Below are 19,565 nucleotides of genomic sequence, written 5' to 3' on the forward strand. Positions count from 1 at the left end.
GCATGAACCTGACACACGCACACGCCCTGGCGATTCAGGAACTGGCGCGTTTTCCGTCACTGCACGCCTGGATCTTCGGCTGGAATGCCCGCAAGCGCGCGCATGGTTTGTGCCGCTATGACCGGCGGCGGATCGAATTGTCGGCCCCGTTGACAGAGCGCGAACCCGAGGTCTCCCTGATCCTGAACACGATCCGCCACGAGATCGCCCACGCTCTGGCCGGTCCGAGGACCGGTCACGGTCCGGTCTGGCGACACTGGGCCGATCAGGTGGGCTGCACCCGCATTGCCAGCACACGTTCCAGCTCGGAGGGGGCGACACCGATTCCGCCCCGGTATCTGCTGGTCGCGCTCGTCGACGGTCGGAAACAGGTGGTGAAGACCTACCATCGCCGTCCTTCGAGAGACTTCATCGCTTCATTGCCACACCGGCATCTGCGGGGGCGACCGGAGACGCTGGGGACGCTGCGGCTGGAGCGGCTGGCATGAACTGCCCAATTCGCGCGGATCGCAATCGGTCAGGACCGCAATCGAAGTTCCGCCGGGCAGATCGGGCAGACCGCCCAATCCGCGCCAAATTCCGTGCTGTCCTGGCCGTCGATTTCGACTTGAACAAGCGCGTGGCGGAGCGGCGGCATGACGAGAATGCCGCCGGGCGGAACGGTCAGATCCCCGGCGAGCGAGAGGCGGCAAATCCCCTCTGATTCCCGCCACAGACGGTAGCTGATCCGGCCATGCTGGGTCGGCAGATCGCGCACCCGCACCTCGCCACCTCCGGCCAGCCAATCCTCGGCGACGCCGGCCGCGATCACCAGGGTCTGGTCCGACTCGCGCTCGTAGGCGAAGAGGCTGCGCACCGCGAGGATATATTCGGCGCCGATCCAGCTATGCGGCATGTCCCCGATGAAGCTGGGTCCGAGCGGGTCGCGCCAGGAAATTTCGGGCCATTGGTTCCAGGGCCGGATGCGGCGGTCGGCCAGGAAGAAATCCAGCAGTTCGTGCGCCTCGCCCCGTCGACCGAGCCGCACCAGCGCGCCGATGATGCGGATCTCGTAGGCGGTGTAATTGGCCCAGGGGATCTCGCCGCGCGCCCGTGCGCGAAATCCCGTCATGTATTTGTCGAAGGTCTGGTCGATCGCCGGTCTTGGCAGACGATGCAGCTCGTCGGCGACCGTGATGGCGATGGCCGTGGCCGAGGGGTCGAAGTCGGCGAATTCGACCGAGCCGGGGACGAAGTCCAGCCCCCGCTCCGCGATGACGCGGTGGAGCGAGGCATAGAGGGTGTCCTGGAAGTCGTCGCGCAAGGCGGCGATGCGTTGGGCTTGATCCCGCTCGCCGAGCAGGTCGGCCATCTCGGCGGCGTCCTTGAGGCCGCGCACGGCCCAGAAATCGTCCCAGTAGGCATGGACCGGATGGGCCATGTAGCCCTCGTGACTCATGGACTCGGGCAACAGCCCGTAACAGACCTGTTTCTCTCCGGCCCGATACTCGGGCGTCAGACGCTGGTTGCGCAGCGACTCCAGAAAATCGACGCACTTCAGGACCGCCGGCCACAGCTCGAACAGAAAGGCGCGGTCGGCGTTGAAGCGGTGGTGATCCATGACGGCGAAGATGAATTCGCCCCAGCTATCGAATTCGGGCAGCCACTCGCAGCCGTCGCGGTCCGCGCAATCGGGCAGATTGCCGTCGGCCGTCTGGAAGCCCGCGTACCAGCGGATGAAGTCGCGTCCCGCCTGGGCATGCCCGACCCGCGCCAGTGCCGCGCCGATGAGTGCGCCGTCGCGGATCCAGGCGCGTGAATAACGGCGCGGCCCCGGTTGCAGGGCGGGACCGTCGCGGCTGATCAGGATATGGGCGGCGGCGGTCTTCAGGGTCTCGATGACCCCGGTCGCCTGGGGCGGGAGCTGGATGTCGAGCGTGTCCAGTCGTGTCTCCCAGTCGGCTCGGGCGCGCGCGAATTGTTCGGCGCCGGTCAGGTCGCTGGACCAGGTCGCCGCCTGCGCTGGCGTCAGCTCACCGAAGGGGATGGCGAGATAGACCTCGCGCGTTGCGCCGGCCGGCAACTCCAGATCGAAGCGCAACGCCCCGGAGGCATGACCGAAGGGGTCGCTCACCTGATCTCGGTTCGGCAGGTCGCCGGTTTTCAGATACTCGCTGATTGCGCCTTGGGCGAAGGTGGCGGCGCCGAAGCGAGCGGGCGCGTCGAGCGGGATGATCCATTTGCCCTGGTTGACGCGGACTTTGCCGTCCGCATAGGCCAGTTCGTCGATCTGGCTCACCCCGCCGAACCGTTGCCAGTGCTGCCAGGTCGGCGTGACCTGGAAGGGTCGGATGGCGGCGCAGAGCGCCACGGACCGCGACCGCCCCGCTGCGTTGGCCACGCGGTAACGGATGAAGAGACAGGAGTCGCCATCGTCGCCGGTCGCGAAGGCGGTGACCCGCAGACCCAGATCGCCGCTCCGCCAGTCGGAATGGGGGATGGGAAGATCGCCCCGCTCCAGGCTTTGGCTCAGGTCCGCGTCGGCCCAGGCGATGAGCCGGCCCTCGACGAAGAGGAAGGGCTCGATCGAGAAGCTGCCCTTGTCGACCTCGACCATGCCTTCCTCGTTGAAGAGCGCCTGGGTCACGTCCTCGCCCGTTCCGACCGGCGTCCAGTAGGTCTGGCGTCCCAGCAGATATTTGGGGTAGAGCCCGGTGCGCACCCGCTGGGCGATGGCGCTGAAGAAATCGTTGAGCGAGCGCGAGAAGTCGTGCGGCTGGACCTCGACGCACTGGATGCCGAGACCGTCGCGCCCCGGACTCGACTGAAGATCGAGCGCCACATAGCGCGAAGCGGTCTCCGGCAGATACACGCAGGTCTCCTCGCCGACCCCTTGATGGGTCTCGAAACAGGTCCGCCAGTCGGTTCCGTCGGAGGACAGCCGGATGGTCAGACCCTGTGGCGGACGCTCCGGATCCCAGCGGACGATCAAGCCGCCATACTCGCGCTCGCACTGGAAATCGATCAGCAGACGTTGGGGAGCGTCCGTGCCGTCGGTCCGCCAGCCGGTTTCCGGGGAGGGGTCGCAGACATGCCGCGGTTCGTAGCCCGGTCGGGCGCTGCTCGCCTCGACCCGCGGGGTCAGGGAATAGCTGGTGTCCTCGAAGCGCAGATCCTCGATCCAGACCGTCCCCCGTCCGCCAGGTCCGGCGGCGATCACGAACTCGATTGCCGCGATCGACCGCGCCGGCCCGCCACCCAGCGGCCCCCAGGCGAAGGCGATCCGGTTGCTCTTGATCCGCAGATCGAGCCAGTCCTTGGGCGGCGCGAAGACCTCCTCGCGAGAGCGCCAGACATTCTGATTGGAGGCGTCCACCAGCTTGAATTCGAAGATGTTGCCGGGGCCGTGACCACGGATGCCGAAGCCAAAGGCATAGCTCTCCGGAAGGCTCAGATCGAACAGCTTGCGCGCGACCACGAAGCCGCCGCCGCCCTGGAAGTCGAAATCCAGGCGCATCGCCCCCGTCCGTCGTCCCCGTTCCGGTGAAATTTGCAGCCGCGCCTGTCCCGAAGCGATCGCGCTCCAGCCAGAGAGATCCTCGAAGTCGTCCAAGAGATTGTCATTCATGAGTCGGTTCCTGAAATCAGGTCATCGCGACGATCGTCGCCCGAGATTGGCTGCGGAGGCAACCATTAACCTAAATTGATCGGTCAGCCTCCAGCCATCAGCTTTTGGAAATCATCAAATTAGCCATTGGGCGAGACCTAACGAGGTTCACCCATTAGGTGAACGTCTCAATCAGTAAAGGCATATATAAATCAACGACATGAGGCGGTCTTGGAGGCTTTCGCACAGTTGCGCTAGGATTAACCGAGCCGTACCTCCAGCCGGTTGATTCCTGGGATCATCCCCGCGCGGACATCGTCCAAGGGGATCTCGGCGGCCCCGACGCGATAGGGCGAGGCACCCCGCTCGAAGGCCAGCTCGGCGCCGTTGAGCCGGATGGAGAACGGGCCGCAACCCGCGCTCCGGATGCGGTAGGTTGCCTCCACCGCTTGCCCGTCCAGCCTCAGCTCGACCCGCAGACCATCCAAACGCTCCGGGATGACCGGATCGACCACCAGCCGCGCGCGCTCCAGTCGCAACCCGATCAGGGCGCGCAGGATGAGCCCCAATCCAATGCCGGCCCCGCTGGAATAGACCCGCCAGCCGCCTTCGAGCGGAATTTCGCCGCGCCGCGCGCGCGCGTAATCGGCGTCCGCCTCGGAGCGGTCGGCGAAGGCGGCGTCCGAGCTGGAAAAATAGCAATTCGACTGGCGCAGGGCGGCGGCGGGGATCAGGCTACGGATGCGGATGGGATTGACCAGACAGAGAGCGCGGAAGAAGCCCTCGGCGTCGCCGACACGCCAAAGTGCCTCGGCGTAGCGCAGATGGGCATGGGTGTACATAAGCCCGATCTCGCGGCCGAAGAAGCTGCTGCTCTCGGCGCGCTGGAAGTGGCGCTGGAGACCGCCGCGGTAGGGCATGGGGCGGTCAAAAAGCCTGGCCCCATCGGGGCCGAGCAGATGCCGCTCGATCAGCTCCAGATGCCGACGCGCCTGCTCCGGGGTGAACAGGCCCTCGATGATGGCATGCACCATCGCCAGCAGACTGTAGGAGAGCCCGGTCGCCTGGTCGCGCGGGTGGAGCAGATAGGCGATCGCGTCCGGGTCGCGGAAATCGGCGAAGCCGGCCAGGACGCCGTCGGGGAGCAGAAGGCGCTGGAAGTCCGCGCGCACCGCCTCCGCCTGGGCGGCGTGGATCTCGGCTTGTGCGCCCTGCCCGAGATGCCGGAAGGCCGCGGCCAGGGTGGTCAGGGTGCGAGAGTGCAGGGTCACGGTCCAGGCGCTGCACAGATGCTCGCGCATGGCTGGGTCGACCGGCTGAAGCGAGTCGTTCCAGTCGCCGTTCCCATAGGCGGCGAGCTGGGTGCCGGGGATGCGGCGCCGGGCGATGAGCGCGAGCGCCCGCTCCAGGTGTGAGCGGATGGTCGCCTGTTCCGCCGGCCCGTCGCCTTCGGGATGGAAGAAGGGGACAATCTCGTCGAGCAGGGCGGCATCTCCGGAGGCTGCCAGATATTGTCCCAGTGCCAGCAGGGGCCAGAAAACGATATCGCCGTGCGCATCGCCCGGTCGGATGTGACGCTCGCGCGCGAAGAACATGAACCACTGGGGCCAGTCGCCATCGGGGTTCTGGTTCTGGAAAAGACGCACGAGCAGGTCGCGCACCGGCTCGGGCCGGCCCAGCGCGAGCAGGAGTTCGACCGGTCCCTGCGCCACGTCGCGGGTACCCCAGCCGCCGCCGGAATATTGTTCCAGCCCGCGCGGGCTGAGATAGTGGATAAATGCGTTTTGGGCGAGCCAGGGCAGGAACTCGCCGAGCCGTGCCGCGTCTCCGGCCAGGGGGCTCGCGGTGGGCGGATGCAAACGCACGCCGGCGGTCATGCGGGTCCAGTATTCCGACTCGGCGAGCGACTCGCCCGGTTCCCCGGCGACGAGCTGACCGGTCAGGCGGAAGCCGAGCGCGGTCGCGGATTCGGTGATCAGACAGAAAAAGGGTTGATTCCGGGAGCGTCCGTCGGCGAACAGCAACGCGTCTCCACCGCAACGCTCGATCCGGGTGTCGGGCCGCGGATCGATCCGGAAGCCACCCTCGGGGAAGCGCCGGCCGACATCGCAGTCGGGGATGGGGCGGATCAGGAAACCCTCGGCGTCCTGCTCGACGCGCACGGGGACGGTGTCCGATCCGTCGTCGCCATTGATGGCGACATGGTTGGCGAGCAGGAAACGCGCGGGTTGACCGGCGCAGACCTCGATCTCCAGGGTCAGCGCGTGACGGTCGGTTGGCGCCCGGCTGGTGACCTGGATCCAGCCCTGCGCGTGGCGGTAGGTCCAATGGCAGGCGCTGGGGGTCATGGCGAAGGACGAGGGAACGTCCAGCAGATGCCAGATGCCTTCCAGCTCCACGAAGAGTCGCTGGCCGTGCGAGCGGAAGAGCCCCAGATAGCCATGGGTCGTGGAGAGCAGGCGGTTGATGCTCACATGCCCCTGGGTCAGCATCGAATGAAAAACCCCCGCCATCCAGACGGTCGAGGTCAGACCCGACTCGTCCGGGGTGAGCGCGGAGCCGGTGCGCAGGATCTGGCCGTGCGGTCGCAGCACGTTCAGCTCCTTGGATTTAAGCACCACATGGGTGTGCTCGCCAGCGAAGAAGGACAGCCGTTCTCCATTCTCGTCCGTTTCCAGATGGCGCCAGTCGGTGCCGAACAGCGCGATCAGCTCGCCCACGGTCAGATCGAGACACTCCAGCAGAGGCGCTCGGGCGAAGAGGCTGGCAGTCGATGCGATGTGCCCGGTTGCGGGCGGTTCGTTCGTCCCCTCGCCCCAAGGACTCTCCCACTCGGAGGCGAGGGGCTTGTGCAACGCCAGCGCCCGTTCGACCAATGCCAAATCGGTATGCGAGGTGGCCTCCGGATGGTCGGCCTCGAACCAGCCGAAGAAGCCGCGGGTCACCCGCTCGCCGGGCTCCAGCCGAAAAGGCTCCTCCTGGAGCGCCGCCATCGCGTGTTCATGCTGACGGCGCGTACCGGGCAGACCCGCGACCAGGGCGATCGGTTCGCGGCCGGCGCGGGTCGCCAGCCCATGGACCTGCAGGGCGTCGGTCGCGTAGCGGACCGCCTGGCCGAGCGAACCGATCAGACACCAGGGGTGGTGTCCGCCCATCGACTGGTTCTGGCGCGTGGCCAGCACCCAGCCGTGCGCGGGATGGGACAGCGGGGTGTGATCGAGGTATTGGCAGACATAGTATTCGTTCAGGCGTACCGCTCCGTAGTGGGCCAGTCCCAGATCCTGCGTGTGGATCAGATCCAGGGTCACCGCTGCGGGGCCGTTGTTCTCCAGCGTCAGGTGCCAGAACCAGACCGGAGCCGCTTCGGCCAGGGTCAGGGTGACGCCGAAGCGGATTCCCTCCCAGAGACCGGACAGCGCGAATCCTTCCTCCGCGTCGACCCGTCGCGCCGGGGCACGCGGGCCGAGCAACGGGGTCCACGCGATCCGCGCGCCCAGTCGGCGCAGATAGAGATTGGTCGGGCCGCCCTCGACCTCGTTGCCTGGAAAGAGGTTGATCAAAATGTCCTGGTGATCCAGGCGGCGGATGGAGCCGTTGCCATTCACCTGCACCGACAGGCCGGAATCGCTCCGAAGCAGGCGGGGGCCGGGGACGGTCTGACGATCTTCAATGCTCATGGCGCGATCCCTGATGGAGCGAGATTGCCCGTACCTCGAAGGCGTGGCACTCCCATGCCGGCAGATCGAGATAGAGCCCCTGGGTGGCGAGGTCGGTGCCGTCGCGTTCGTAGACCGCCTCGCTCAGCCGATCCTCAAAACGCCAGGTTCGACCGCCAAGGTCGTCCCATGGCAAGGCCACATGGCACTCACTCCGATGAGCCGCATCATTCACCGCAACGAGACGCCGGAGCGCTCCGGGACCGCTCCAGGAGAAGACGATGACGTCGTCGTTCGTCGCGTTCTCCGGCCAGACCGGACGCGCCTCCAGGAGTCGCCAGGCTCCATCGCGGTAGGCGGGATCTCGCAGACAGGCGAGCAGGGTGTCATAGAAGGTCGCGACGGCGGTATCCGGGGCCTCGGCCGGTCCTCGCTTCAGGTGGATCGGGATCCGCACCCGTTTGCCTTCGCGCTGTCCCTGGTGGAAAAAGCGCAGTCCGGGGCTGAGAAAGGTGATGACGGCGGCCGCGCGGTGAGCGCCCGGCTCGAAGGTCGCCGCGGCGCGCGGCTCGTCGTGATTTTCGAGGAAGCGCGCGAGACGATCCTGACACTCGAGTCCGGCCATCAGATGCTCGCGAACAGGCCGCGCCGCGCCCTCGACCAGACGGTCGTAGAGCCGTTTATCGTAGGTGTAGTCGAATCCCTCCTGCTGGAGCGTCCATTCGAGATCCCAATAGACCTCGGCCAGAAACAGAAAGCCGGGAATCTCCGCGCGCACGGCCGCCGTGGCCGCTGGCCAGAAGGCCGATGCGGGAATCCCCCAGGTGCGTTCGAAGATCTCGGGCAGAATCAGCATCGCCATGTCGCAGCGCACGCCATCGCACTGCCGGGCGATCCGCGTGAGTTCGCCAAGCAGGGCTTCCTGAAGCCGTGGATTGCCATGCTGAAGTTGCAGCGTGTCGGGCCAGCCGGGGAAGTAGGGGTCACGGCCATAGGCCAGGATGCGGCTCCCGCTGGCGGTCTCCAGGCGGCGGTAGTTCCGCGGTTCCGCCGCCAGTTGCTCCTCCGTCCCCGCGATGAAGAAGTCCGGATGCTCGTCCACCCAGGGGTGGTCTGGCGCGACGTGGTTCGGGACGAAATCGAGGACGAGCCGCAGGCCGCGCGCGTGCAGCCGGACGCGCAGCCGGGCGAGCGCGGCGTCGCCGCCGAAGTCGGCGTGGACGCGGTAGTCGCGGACGGCGAAACAGGATCCGCTGACATCGGATTCCTGAAAATCCGGGAGCACGCGGCGATATTCGGCCAGCCACTCGGGATGCGTCGCCGACACCTGGCGCGCGGCCTCGCCGGTCTGCCAGACGCCGAGGAACCAGATCAGGTCGAATCTGTCACTGGCGAGCCGGTCGAGTTCCGTGTCGGGGAGATCGTCCAGGGTTGCCGCGCGGCCGAGTTCGAGCGACAGCTCCGAGAGTCGGACGCGGGTGTTGATCTCAATCAGCGAGGGATAGCGTGGCTTGGACATGGTTGAATTCCTCTCCGCGCTGTCTCAAGGGGTCATGTTCATCGCGACTGACAAAATTGCCCGATCAAGGCGCGCAGCAGTTCCAGGGTCGGCGGGATCCGGTCGAGCGCCAGGTATTCGTCGGGCTGATGCGCCTGGGCGATGTCGCCCGGACCGAGAACCACGGTGTCCATCCCGAGTCGGTTGAAGAAAGGCGCTTCGGTGCCGAAGCTGACCGCCTCGGCGGCATGTCCGGTCAGGGCTTCGCTGACGCGCACGATGGCCGAGTCGGCCGGTGTCTCCGCCGCCGGAATCGCCTCGAACAAGGGTTCGACCGTCCAGATCAACCCGCGCCGTTGTCCAACCGCCTCGACCCGTCTGGATAGCTCGGCGCGCAGATCGGCGGGGTCGAGACCGGGCAGCACGCGCAGATCCAGGTGCAGTTCGCAGTCGCCGCAGATGCGGTTGGGATTGTCACCGCCGTGGATATGGCCCAAGTTGATCGTGGGGTAGGGGACCGCGAAGGCCGGGTGACGATGGGCGCGTTGCAATTCCTCGCGCCAGGCGAGCACGGCGGTCAGTACCTCATGCATGCCATCCATGGCGTTATTGCCCAGGCTCGGGTCGCTGGCGTGTCCGCTGCGACCGATCAGCCGCACCGCTTCGCCCATCACGCCCTTGTGCAGCCGCACGGGGCGCAGTCCGGTCGGCTCGCCGATCACGGCGTAGCGGCCCAGCGGACGCCCGGCCTCGACCAGGGCGCGGGCGCCGTGCATGGCGGATTCCTCGTCGGCGGTGGCCAGGATCATGAGCGGACAGACCAGATCCTCCGCTGTCAGACCGCGCGCGGCCTCGATCGCCAGGGCCAGAAAGGACTTCATGTCCGAGGTGCCAAGTCCGTAATAGCGCCCATTCGACTCGGTGAGTTTGAGCGGGTCGTGGTTCCAGAGCGGCGCGTCGAAGGGGACGGTGTCGGTATGACCGGAGAGCACCAGTCCGCCGGGACCGCTGCCCAATGTCCCTAGCAGATTGAACTTGTCCGGGTGACCGGGGATCGCCAGGATTTCGACCCGGAAGCCTGCCGCTGCGAGCCAGCCGGCCAGCAGGTCGACCAGCGGGCGGTTGCTGTGATCGAAGGCGGGCGTGACGCTGCTGACCGACAGGGTGCCGATGAGATCCTGGAGCATGCGCAACAGCGGCGGGGCTTGGGTGGTCATGGACGCGGGGTCTCCGACAGTGGTTGGATTACAACGCCTTCAGGTCGGTCGAGTCGCCAAAGGTCTCGATCCCCAGGCGTTCGGCAACCTTCGCGGCGCGGGCGTCGATCATCGGCGAGATCACGATCAGCCGGTTGGCCGCGCGCCCACGCCGGCGCTCGTAGAAGCGCGCCTTGCGCTCGAAGCTGTACATCCCCGCCTTGTCGATCGAGGATTTCAGCTCGCAGATCAGCAGCAGGCCATTCTGGATGATGACATCCAGCTCGACTTGATCGGGACGCCCGAAGACCTCGCCCTGGTCGTCATACTCGTTGACGTTGATCACCTGCACGCCAAAGCTAACCTCCAGGATGCCCGCCAGGGCATCGCGGAAGGCTTTCTCCGATTGCAGACCCCAGCGCGCGCCCAACGCGCCGATCGAGCGGTCGAACTTTTTGGCCTGGGCCATGATTTCCTCATGGACCAGTCTGAATTCCTCGCGAGCCGCTGCCTGATCCTCGCGCCATTGGCGATTTTGTTCCGCCCATTTGAGGTTGTTTTCATCCCACTTCCGTTTGTCTTCCCGCTGCTGCTCGTCCCATTTGCGGTTATTGTCTTCCCATTTCTGCTCGTTCTTCTCGCGATCGCGGCGCAACTCGCCCAGCAGTTCGTAAAAGCGGTCGTTCGTCTCCGCCCTGCCGGCGTATTCTTCGCGGGTCAGATTGAGGAGATAGGCCCGGAACTCCGGGTCGGTGCGCAGGATTTCCGGCAATTCGCGTCGGATCGATTCTTTCAAGGATTCCGCGTTCATCTGTCTTGCTTTTTTCCCGCCGCCCTGTAGATTGCCCCAGCTTATCCCCTCGTTCCGTCCATCGCCAGTGTCCCGCGAGCCATCCACCTTCAGCCTTCCCGCCGAGCCGGCATCCCCGCCGCCGCGTCTCCGTCTGGCTCGATTAAGCGATCTTGGCGCGCTGCTGAGTTTGGAGAATCGCTGTTTCGAGACTGACCGGATCAGCCGCCGCCAGTTCCGTTACCTGTTGACCCGCGGGCGCGCCCAGACCCTGGTGGCGGAAGATGACGAGGGCTTGCTCGGCTATGTCCTGCTGCTGTTCAGTGGCGCCACCTCGGTCGCCCGGCTCTATTCCATCGCCGTGGCCGCTCAGGCGCGCGGGCGGGGCATCGGACGGAGGCTGCTGGAGGTGGCCGAGGAAGCGGCCTGGGAGCGGGAACGCGCCTATCTGCGTCTGGAGATCCGCCGCGACAATCTGGCCTCCCAGGCGTTGTTCGAGGGGGCCGGTTACCGGCGTTTCGGGATTCTCTCGGATTATTACGAAGACCACATGGAGGCGCTGCGCTACGAGAAAACGCTGTCGCCGGGCCTCAAGCCGGAACTGAAGCGGGTGCCTTTCTACGAGCAGACGCTGGATTTCACCTGCGGTTCGTCCTCCTTGATGATGGCGATGCAGGCACTGCGTCCGAGCCTGGAACTGAACCGCACGCTCGAACTGCGCATCTGGCGCGAGTCCACCACCATTTTCATGACGTCCGGGCATGGCGGTTGCGGCCCGCTGGGTCTGGCGCTGGCGGCCCATCATCGCGGCTTCGGGGTGGAGGTTTTCGTCAACGATCCCGGCGTGCCGCTGGTGGCCTCGGTGCGCAGTCCGGAGAAGAAGGAGGTGATGCGTCTGGTCCACGAGGACATGCTGGCCGAGGCCGGACGCCTGGGGATCCCGGTCACGCAGGGAACCCTGTCGCTCGATGACCTTGAGCGACGCTGGGATGCCGGCGCCGTCCCCCTGGTGCTCATCAGTTCCTACCGGATTTATCAGGAAAAATTCCCCCACTGGGTCGTGATTACGGGCTTCGACGAACACTTCGTCTATGTCCACGACCCCTATGTCGACTATGACAACGGAGAGACGACGCTGGACTCGATCGATATGCCGATTCAACGCGACGAATTCACCCGCATGGCCCGCTATGGCCGGGTCGGATTGCAGGCCGTCGTCCTCGTGTCGCACTCCGCGGGAGCCGGCTGGAATGGCTGAGCACCTGCTGCTGGTGGAGCAACAAGGCGACTGGAAACCGGAGTTTCCGCGCCTGCCGGTGGTCACCGCCCGCGACTATCTGGCCGGCGGCGAACTGGCCGCCAAGCGCGATCTGCGCGTCATCAATCTGTGCCGGAGTTATCGCTACCTGTCGGTGGGCTATTATTGTTCGCTGCTCGCCGAGGCGCGCGGACATAAGGTCATCCCGAGCGTGCGCACCATTCAGGAACTCTCCAGCCGGGAGATCTACAGTCTGGCGACCGAGGAACTCGACGGTCTGGCGCAGCGGCTGCTAGCCCGTCGCAAGACCTCCGCCCTGACCCCGACCGCCTACGAGCTGACCATCTGTTTCGGTCAGTGCGACGTGAAGGAATTGCAGCCGCTGGCGCGGCTCATCTTCGAGACCTTCCGCTGCCCAATTTTGAAGGTCGAGTTCAAGCTCCAGGGTACCTGGCGCATCGGCGCCATCAAGGCGCTGCCGCTGGCGGCGGTCACCGGCACTGGCGAAGCGCCGCTATTTTCCGCCATGGAAGGGTATCTGTCCCAGCGCTGGCGTCAGCCGCGGGCGCGCCTGTCCTATCGTTACGATCTCGCGATCCTGCACGATCCGGCTGAGGATCTGCCGCCGTCCGATCCCAAGGCGCTCGCGCGCTTCGTCAAGGCCGGCAAGGCGCTGGGCGTCAACGTGGAACTGATTCAGCGCAAGGATTACAGCCGGCTCGCCGAATACGATGCGCTCTTCATCCGCGAGACGACTCGGATTGGGCATCACACCTTTCGGTTCGCGAAAAAGGCCGATAGCGAGGGCATGGTCGTCATCGATGACCCGGAGTCCATCCTGCGCTGCACCAATAAGGTCTATCTCGCCGAACTGCTCGCCGCCCATCGTATCCCCCGGCCCAAGACGCTGGTGTTGCGCAAGGAGAACCTGATGGAGGCCGAGGACCGGATTGGCTATCCGATCGTGCTGAAGATTCCGGAAGGGTCCTTCTCGCGGGGTGTGTTCAAGGCCGAGGAGCGTATCGGGCTGACCCGGATCGCGGCCAAGCTGTTCAAGGAATCGGATCTGATCCTGGCGCAGGAGTATCTCTACACGCCGTTTGACTGGCGCATTGGCGTCCTCGGCCGCAAGCCCTTCTATGCCTGCAAATATCTGATGAGTCGGGATCACTGGCAGATCGTCAAGCATGGCGTCGACGGCGGGCACGAGCAGGGTGGCTTCGAGACCCTGGCCATGGATCAGGTGCCGCAATCGGTCGTGAAAGCCGCGCTCAAGGCGGCCGATCTGATTGGCGACGGGCTGTATGGGGTCGATCTCAAGGAGACGCCGGCGGGTCCGGTGGTGATCGAGGTCAACGACAATCCGAACCTGGACGCGGGGGTCGAGGACCAGGTGCTTGGCGATCAACTCTACTCACGTCTGATCGGCGAGTTCGTCGAGCGGCTCGATCGGCGGCGGGAGGGGAAGCGTTGACCCTAAAAAGAGCAGTTGAACCGCAAAGAACACAAAGAACGCAAAGGATTTCGATGTCTTGCCGCGATGACGACATTCACCCAAGGGGCGACTGTCGCGCGCATGACAAGCCATTTTTTTCTTCGTGTCCTTTCGCCTTTGCGGTTCCACATTCCGGATTTAGGTTGACGGATCGGTTGTCGGCTGGACATGGTCGAGTGGTGTGCGTTGTCTTTGAGCGGCTCAATTGGGATACACTGAACCGAACGGGATTGCCAGATATCGGGCGGGAGATCGGGGTTCGATCAAACGCCTTCGTCCTGAATTCATGCGGAGATCGCCTTGATGCGACACCTCGGAACCGACTTGCTGACACCGCTCTTCGCGGCCTGCTGTCTGGCTGCACCTGCTTTCGCGCAAGAGGGCGCGCCAGCGGCGGGCGCGATGGCGCCGGCGCCGGCTCAATGGGCGATCGCTCCGCCAGGCGCGGTCGCGCCGACCGGCATGGAGTTGCCCGCGGAGATGATCTTGTCCGAGGAGACGATCCTGCCGGGCGGGATCGTGTTACCCGCAGGAACCGTCCTGCCCGCGGGCACGGTGCTGCCGGCGGGGACGATCCTGCCGCTGTCGACGCCCGTGTCCGAGTCCGCGACGGCGCCCGAGGCGCCGAGCGTTCCCGTGACGACAGAGGCGCCCGCGATGACCACGGAGCCGGCACCCTCGACCGCGCCAGCACCGAGCACGGTTCCCGCGGAGGCGTCGCCATCCGCGCCGGCGGTCGGAATCCCCTACGTGAGCGGCGGGATCGGCTCGTCCGAGCGAGAAGAGATGGCGCTGGTCAAGTCCAACTACAATCTGCGACTCCTGTTCGCCGTGCAGGGCTCGGGGGCCTATCTGGCGGACATCAAGGTGCGGGTCAGCGAGACGGCTGGAGCGACACTGCTGACGGCCGTCTCGCAAGGCCCCTGGTTCTACGTCAAACTCGTGCCTGGACGGTATCTTCTCACCCTCGATAAAGCCGGACAGATCCAGACCCGCGAGGTGACGGTCCCGGCAAACGGAGCAATCCAGGAAGCCTTCTACTGGGCGCCCTGACCACTGACCACCAAGGATCGACATGACTGTATCCAATCATTTGCGGGAAGCGTTGGAGGCGCTTGGCGCGGCTGCCTGCGCGGACCGGATCCGGGGCGTCAGTACGCTGGAGCAGGCCGGGCCGTATGATCTCTGCTTCGCCGAGGAGGCCGCTCAGTCAGCTGCGGTCGCGCGGAGTCAGGCGGCGCTGATTCTCGTCGGCGAGAGTTTCCCGGCCGTGGCGGACAAACCGCTGTTGCGGGTCGCGGATCCGCGCGCGTGTTTCTTCGAGGTCGCGGCCCTTTTTCTCCCCGCGCCCGAGACCGAGGGGCGTCATCCGAGCGCGGCGATTCACCCGGATGCCGAACTGGGCGCGGGCGTGGCGGTCGGTGCCTGCGCGGTCATCGCCGCCGGCGCGGTCGTGGGCAGCGGTTCGCGTATCGGCGCCGGCGTCTATCTTGGGCCAGGTGTGCGCATCGGCGGCGACTGCCTGATCGGCGCGAACGTCAGCATCCTACGGGACTGCGCACTCGGCGATCGCTGCATCGTCCATCCGGGCGCGGTGATCGGCGGCGACGGCTTCGGGTTTCGCTGGGATGGCGCCGGACACCGCAAGGTGCCGCAACTCGGTCGGGTTGTCATCGAGGACGACGTGGAAATTGGCTGCAATAGCTGTATCGATCGCGCCACCCTGGGCGTTACCCGGATCGGACGCGGATGCAAGATCGATAACCTGGTCCAGGTGGCTCACAACGTCTCGGTGGGTTGTCATACCATCCTCGTGAGTCAATCCGGTATTGCTGGCAGTTCCACGGTTGGCGATGGCGTGGTGGTGGCGGGACAGGTGGCGATCTCCGATCATGTGCGGGTCGGCGATGGCGCCCGGATCGGCGGGCAATCCGGCGTTGTCAAGGACGTGCCGCCCGGCGCGGCGGTGTTCGGCACGCCCGCCAGGGCCTTGAAGCAGGCGCTGCGGGAACATGCGGCGCTGGCTCGCCTGCCGGATTTGCTGAAGCAGATCCAGCGTCAACAGGAGAGGCTCGAATGGCTGGAGGCCCGTTTGGCCAGATTTGAAAGCGAGCTTGAGAAGGATCTGGAAAAGGGCGATTTCGAGGCCGCGGCGAGTTAAACGATCGCGGATGCGAATTCACGTCGATCAGCATCCCTGATCGTGCATTGCCTTGCGCGTCGCGGAGGAATCAGCAATTGGATATCTTTATTGGTAATCTGCCGGGAACGGCGACCCTGGTCGAACTCACGGATTTTCTGCATGGGATCGACTTGCGAACGGTTTTCCAGTGTCATCAGGGCCAGGATGAGCACGCCCGAAATTATCATTTCGTCGTTGCCCGCACGGCGACACGGGAGGAAGGGCAGGCGCTGATCGACAGTTTGAACGGCCGATTGTTCGAGGGCCAACCGGTCGAGGCGCGCGAATACCTGCCGCGCAATCCTTGCGGGGGTTGGGCGGACTCGGATCGTCGGGTCAATCACAGGTTCGCTCAGGTCAGCGCCTAGGAGTCTGTCGGATTTCCCGCTCGTCAACCAGTTAAGATGGTTCCGTCGCCCCCGAAGAGCCTTGCCATGAGCAATCAATTCGTCCCCATCGAGCGAGATCAGCCGTTCGTCATTCCGGTACAGGACTGGCTGGATCCCGATCACTTGGCGCGCTTCATCGTGAGCCTCGTGGATGGCTTGGATGTCAGCGCCCTGGAGAATGCCTATCGTGGTGGAGGCTCGGCGCCCTATCCTCCCAACAGGATGCTGGCGCTGCTGTTTTATGGATATGCAACGGGGATATTCTCCAGTCGCAAGTTGGAACGGGCGACCGATGAATCGATCCCGTTCATCTACATCACGGGCAATGCCCATCAGGATCACGATAGCATCAACACGTTTCGCAAGCGGTTTTTGCGGGAACTGGAAGATTTGTTTACCCAGATCTTGGTTCGTGCGTATGCTTTGGGTGTCCTACGGTTAGGCGATGTGAGCCTGGATGGAACCAAAATTCACGCCAACGCCAGCAAGCACAAGGCGATGAGTTGGGGTGATGCCCATCGTCTGGAAGAACAGCTGCGTGCCGAAGTGCAGGCCTTGCTCAAGAAAGCCGAGACCGCGGGCGACCAGGAACCGGTCGCTGGGATGAAGGTGGGAGAAGAAGTGGCGAGGCGCCAAGCGCGGTTACAGCAAATCGGTGACGTGAAAATCGAATTGGACGCGCGTGCGCAAGCTCGCGATGAAGCCGAGAAGGCGGCGTATGAGGAGCAGCGCCGAGCACGTGAACAGCAACGGGGACGCAAGCTGGGAGGACGTGCGCCGAAGCCGCCAGAACCGGGACCGCGCGAGCACGATCAAGTGAACTTCACCGACCCGGAATCGCGCATCATGGCGGTGTCTGGGGGTGGTTTTGAGCCATGCGATAACGCCCAGGCGGGCGTGGAACACGCCAGTCGTCTGATCCTCGAACAGCCTGTCACGCAACCCCCCAACGATCAGCAGGAACTGACGCCGGCACTGGCGAATCTGGCGGCGTTGCCACCGACGCTTGGGCACGTTCGATCGCTCGTGGGCGATACGGGGTATTGCAGCGCCACGAATACCGAGGCCTGTGAGCAGGGGAACATCATCCCGCTCCTGGCTGGCGCTCGCGACACCCACCACCCCAGCCCGGAAGTCCGCTTCGCCGAGGCCGGAGTCGCCCCGCCCGCGACGGCCAGTCCCATGGCCCGGATGCACCATCGGCTCAAGACCGTGGAAGGCAAAGCCCTCGATGCCAAGCGCAAGTCGACGGTGGAACCCGTGTTTGGGATCGTCAAGGAGGTCATGGGATTCCGGCAGTTCCTGTTGCGCGGGCTGGAGGCGGTGACGGGGGAGTGGACACTGGTCTGTCTGGCCTACAACCTGAAGCGACTTCACGTGCTGGCAGGATAGGTCTGCCCAAAAAGCAGAGACAGGCTCAAGACAGCGGAAAACACCCCGTCAACGGGTGATCTGAGGACGTATGAGTCGTTTTTCAGCCTCTGTGAGGGGCAAATGGTGTCGTAGACCTTAAGCCCGACAGACTCCTAGACCGCCTATCGTTGATGTCAAGGCCATCAGCCAGTCTAAGCAGACCAAATTACTCGACTTCTTACGGAAACTTAGTGGTTTAACGCACGGATGAAGAGGTCTACAGGGGGAGGTATGCTAAACTTGGTGCAAAACAGCAACCTGAGTGCCGAAAACAAGGTCCAGGAGGGTGATAAGCAGGGGCAGCAGGACAGTCAGCAGGCAGACTTGTATGGTCTGCCAATTACTATTGCAGCAAAACTTAACATAATATAAAGAGGAAGTGTTATGTCGTACTCGCGACAGCCAAAGTTGACGGATCTCAACCGGCGAAAAGCGTTAAAATTTTTTGGCTTGGCCTTGGGCGGGTTAGCTTCCCTCGCCAGCAACATCCAGAATGTTTTTGCCAGTGCAGAGGTTGTGACAGAGGTCCCTCCTCCTTCGCCGCCGCCCGCACCTCCCTCCTACGATTGGGCCGATGCCAATTCTTTACTTTATTCGTTAGAAACGTATATACCCGGCTCGGAAACGCTGGCACATGATGAAATGCGGATTTCTTTTATAGGAACGTCTCCTATTTTGCGTCGTGCCCAGGCCGATTCCAGTGTTTTCGTAGAATTGGGCAACGGCGATTGTTTCATGTTCGACTGCGGAACAGGCGTGACTATTAATTACGCCGCCATGAAAATCCCGATGTCGAAGCTGCGAAAAATCTTCCTCACCCATCTGCATGGAGACCACACTGGCGATTTGACTCAAATCTACTGTTTTGGACCACAGCAAGATGGTAAATCTCCTCTCTATATTTGGGGACCGTCCGCCTCTGGAGTAGAAGATCCCAAAGTTTCGGGAAAATATTATGACGATGGAACCTTAAATTTCTGCCGTTGTTTCCGAGAATTGAATCGCTGGCACTCGGAATCGCAAAGCTTTGTCCCAACTAAATGGACTGATGCCCCTGGTGATGGCTACGATATTATTGCTACCGAGTTGAATTGGCGAACGGGAGAAAAGCAAACTTGGAATACCAATGATCCTTATCCAAACCCGGATCTTCTTCCTACGCCATCAAAATTTTCGAATGGAAACATCACCTATCCTGACGGCGGAGGTATTGCTTACGAAGAGAACGGCGTAAGAATTTCATTCTTCCCTGCCGTCCATGACCGGAATGGTTCTATTAGCTATAAACTGGAGTGGCTAACCCAAGGGCTGTCGATGATATTTTCGGGCGATACCAAGCCAAACAATTTCATGGTTTCTCAGGCTACCAATAGCGAAAAGCCGGTAGATATTTTCATCCATGAGATGGTCGTACCGCCAGAAACTTGGGTAAGCAAGAATGGAGGAGACGCCAACCCGCTGAGTTTTGGGCTAAAAACGTCTAGGTCTATCGAGGAAAATTCTCATACCCCAGAAATGGCTCTGGGCTACATGCTATATGAAATGAATAACCGTGGGAAAGCCCCTAGACTCGCGGTGGCAACGCATTTTCAGGCAGAAGACGACACGATGGTTCCTGCATTCGATAGTCTTCGTTCCTGGTATCACGGAGCCGTTACCATTGCGGCGGATTTCATGGTCTTCAATGTGACAAAAACTCAAATTCATCAGCGCAGAGCGGCGATCTCCGATTATACCTGGATACCCCCAATCGCTAAGAGAGTTTCCACTAAAACTGACACCCCAAAATACAGTGATACAAGGGATTCAAACCCCTATTATCCAATGGGGCCGCTTAACCAGTTTGATCAATCGTTGTTAGACAATGTTATTAATCCATGCGACTACGATCCACTAGATTTTGGTTGCGTTTATCCCTATTCGCCTCCCCCCAAATCTTGATAGCATCACAGATTGTCGCGTCTCATCAAGATTTTTTGGTGAGACGCAAAATTTGTCTCACTAGGAAATTTTTAGGGGAGCTAAATGTTAACGGGTATTTCAGTCCTTAAATGTGCTAGCTGTAAGTCTACAATCGTCAGTGCTGCTACTGGAAGCACACA

13 protein-coding genes are annotated in these 19,565 nt (G+C 63.2%); 8 read left to right on the forward strand and 5 right to left on the reverse strand.

Features of this window, described 5'->3' with window-relative positions; translation table 11 throughout:
* Positions 1 to 2 precede the first annotated feature (2 nt).
* Positions 3 to 488 carry a SprT-like domain-containing protein gene (locus tag QZY07_RS06795; protein ID WP_295400952.1) on the forward strand — a complete coding sequence of 162 codons (486 nt, stop codon included), beginning with the start codon at positions 3 to 5 and terminating at the stop codon, positions 486 to 488.
* A gap of 29 nt (positions 489 to 517) precedes the next feature.
* Here QZY07_RS06795 and QZY07_RS06800 read toward each other — a convergent pair whose 3' ends face one another.
* From QZY07_RS06800 to QZY07_RS06820, 5 genes are all read right to left on the reverse strand, one after another.
* On the reverse strand, positions 518 to 3,607 hold the full coding sequence (locus tag QZY07_RS06800) for a discoidin domain-containing protein (RefSeq protein WP_295400953.1): 3,090 nt from the start codon (positions 3,605 to 3,607) through the stop codon (positions 518 to 520).
* A 239-nt stretch (positions 3,608 to 3,846) separates the two neighbouring features.
* A complete protein-coding gene (locus QZY07_RS06805) occupies positions 3,847 to 7,263 on the reverse strand; it encodes a hypothetical protein (RefSeq protein WP_295400954.1) in 3,417 nt (1,138 codons plus the stop codon).
* Positions 7,253 to 8,761: an alpha-amylase family glycosyl hydrolase gene (locus QZY07_RS06810; protein WP_295400956.1), complete on the reverse strand. Its 1,509-nt coding sequence runs from the start codon at positions 8,759 to 8,761 to the stop codon at positions 7,253 to 7,255. The genes QZY07_RS06805 and QZY07_RS06810 overlap by 11 nt, the downstream gene beginning before the upstream one ends.
* Before the next feature lie 38 nt (positions 8,762 to 8,799).
* Positions 8,800 to 9,957 (reverse strand): acetylornithine deacetylase, encoded by a 1,158-nt coding sequence (gene argE / locus QZY07_RS06815; RefSeq protein WP_295400959.1) that lies wholly within the window; start codon positions 9,955 to 9,957, stop codon positions 8,800 to 8,802.
* A 28-nt stretch (positions 9,958 to 9,985) separates the two neighbouring features.
* Positions 9,986 to 10,747 carry a DUF3782 domain-containing protein gene (locus tag QZY07_RS06820; RefSeq protein WP_295400962.1) on the reverse strand — a complete coding sequence of 254 codons (762 nt, stop codon included), beginning with the start codon at positions 10,745 to 10,747 and terminating at the stop codon, positions 9,986 to 9,988.
* Between the two features lie 67 nt (positions 10,748 to 10,814).
* Between QZY07_RS06820 and QZY07_RS06825 the strand changes: the two genes are divergently transcribed.
* The 7 genes from QZY07_RS06825 to QZY07_RS06855 all read left to right on the forward strand — a co-directional run bounded on the left by QZY07_RS06825 (position 10,815) and on the right by QZY07_RS06855 (position 19,404).
* Positions 10,815 to 11,984, forward strand: a complete 1,170-nt coding sequence (locus tag QZY07_RS06825; RefSeq protein ID WP_295400964.1) for a peptidase C39 family protein — start codon at positions 10,815 to 10,817, stop codon at positions 11,982 to 11,984.
* Positions 11,977 to 13,458 (forward strand): RimK family protein, encoded by a 1,482-nt coding sequence (locus tag QZY07_RS06830; RefSeq protein ID WP_295400966.1) that lies wholly within the window; start codon positions 11,977 to 11,979, stop codon positions 13,456 to 13,458. Before QZY07_RS06825 ends, QZY07_RS06830 begins: the two co-directional genes overlap by 8 nt.
* Before the next feature lie 324 nt (positions 13,459 to 13,782).
* Positions 13,783 to 14,532, forward strand: a complete 750-nt coding sequence (locus QZY07_RS06835) for a carboxypeptidase regulatory-like domain-containing protein (protein ID WP_295400968.1) — start codon at positions 13,783 to 13,785, stop codon at positions 14,530 to 14,532.
* A gap of 22 nt (positions 14,533 to 14,554) precedes the next feature.
* Positions 14,555 to 15,640 carry a UDP-3-O-(3-hydroxymyristoyl)glucosamine N-acyltransferase gene (gene lpxD, locus QZY07_RS06840; protein WP_295400970.1) on the forward strand — a complete coding sequence of 362 codons (1,086 nt, stop codon included), beginning with the start codon at positions 14,555 to 14,557 and terminating at the stop codon, positions 15,638 to 15,640.
* A 77-nt stretch (positions 15,641 to 15,717) separates the two neighbouring features.
* Positions 15,718 to 16,029: a hypothetical protein gene (locus tag QZY07_RS06845; protein ID WP_295400972.1), complete on the forward strand. Its 312-nt coding sequence runs from the start codon at positions 15,718 to 15,720 to the stop codon at positions 16,027 to 16,029.
* Between the two features lie 66 nt (positions 16,030 to 16,095).
* The gene (locus QZY07_RS06850; RefSeq protein ID WP_295400974.1) at positions 16,096 to 17,442 is read left to right on the forward strand and encodes a transposase; all 1,347 of its coding nucleotides are present in this window, start codon (positions 16,096 to 16,098) and stop codon (positions 17,440 to 17,442) included.
* A gap of 429 nt (positions 17,443 to 17,871) precedes the next feature.
* Positions 17,872 to 19,404 carry an MBL fold metallo-hydrolase gene (locus QZY07_RS06855; protein WP_295400976.1) on the forward strand — a complete coding sequence of 511 codons (1,533 nt, stop codon included), beginning with the start codon at positions 17,872 to 17,874 and terminating at the stop codon, positions 19,402 to 19,404.
* The last annotated feature ends 161 nt before the right edge of the window (positions 19,405 to 19,565 follow it).

Source organism: uncultured Thiocystis sp., from assembly GCF_903866365.1.
Taxonomy (GTDB): Bacteria; Pseudomonadota; Gammaproteobacteria; order Chromatiales; family Chromatiaceae; genus Chromatium.

Coding starts and splice junctions, on each gene's coding strand:
- QZY07_RS06810 (WP_295400956.1), bottom strand. CDS start 8,761: ATGTCCAAGCCACGCTATCCCTCGCTGATTGAGATCAACACCCGCGTC.
- QZY07_RS06830 (WP_295400966.1), top strand. CDS start 11,977: ATGGCTGAGCACCTGCTGCTGGTGGAGCAACAAGGCGACTGGAAACCG.
- QZY07_RS06820 (WP_295400962.1), bottom strand. CDS start 10,747: ATGAACGCGGAATCCTTGAAAGAATCGATCCGACGCGAATTGCCGGAA.
- QZY07_RS06805 (WP_295400954.1), bottom strand. CDS start 7,263: ATGAGCATTGAAGATCGTCAGACCGTCCCCGGCCCCCGCCTGCTTCGG.
- lpxD (WP_295400970.1), top strand. CDS start 14,555: ATGACTGTATCCAATCATTTGCGGGAAGCGTTGGAGGCGCTTGGCGCG.
- QZY07_RS06835 (WP_295400968.1), top strand. CDS start 13,783: ATGCGACACCTCGGAACCGACTTGCTGACACCGCTCTTCGCGGCCTGC.
- QZY07_RS06850 (WP_295400974.1), top strand. CDS start 16,096: ATGAGCAATCAATTCGTCCCCATCGAGCGAGATCAGCCGTTCGTCATT.
- QZY07_RS06795 (WP_295400952.1), top strand. CDS start 3: ATGAACCTGACACACGCACACGCCCTGGCGATTCAGGAACTGGCGCGT.
- QZY07_RS06800 (WP_295400953.1), bottom strand. CDS start 3,607: ATGAATGACAATCTCTTGGACGACTTCGAGGATCTCTCTGGCTGGAGC.
- argE (WP_295400959.1), bottom strand. CDS start 9,957: ATGACCACCCAAGCCCCGCCGCTGTTGCGCATGCTCCAGGATCTCATC.